At 74.1% G+C, this 544-nt stretch carries 1 protein-coding gene; it reads right to left on the bottom strand.

Going from position 1 to position 544, the window contains the following annotated elements; all coding sequences use genetic code 11:
- Window positions 1-544: hypothetical protein (locus ACFQ87_RS39320; protein WP_380615751.1), on the bottom strand; the 544-nt coding region annotated here is incomplete at both ends.

Raw genomic sequence — 544 nt, forward strand, 5'->3', positions numbered from 1 at the left:
CCGGCCTCCACAGCCAGCGCGGCCGCGCCGATCGCGGCGACGACCAGGCCGGCCACCTGGTACACCTCCCCGGCCCGGCCGAGCCGCCACCAGGTCAGCCGCTCCTCGAAGCTCCCGGCGGACTCCTGGACCGGATCGCCGACCCGGGACCAGCCCTTCTCGCCGACCACCCGCTCCACGATCTCGAACTGCACCTGGAAGGCCGGTAGTCCGCCCTCCTCCGACCGTCGTACGTCCAGCAGCCGGATGCTGCGCTCGACGGTGACGTTGACGAAGTCGGCCTTGGTCAGCCCCACTCGCCGGACCGCTCCCGCCAGCAGCGCGGTGGCGAACCGCTCCTGGTCGTAGCCGGTGCGGTCCTCGCCGCGGGCGATCCGGCCCACCAGCTCGACCCGCTCGGCCTCCAGCGCCTTGCGCAGCGCGTCGGCCCTGGCGGGCGGCAGCCGTTTGAGCTCGCGGCGGGTGGTGTAGATCGAGTCGACCTCGCCGAGCACGCCCTTCGCGGCGACCGCCCGGCCGGGCTTGCGCTCGAGCAGGATCCGTA

The sequence above is a fragment of the Kitasatospora sp. NPDC056531 genome (genome assembly GCF_042794375.1).
Classification (GTDB): domain Bacteria; phylum Actinomycetota; class Actinomycetes; order Streptomycetales; family Streptomycetaceae; genus Kitasatospora.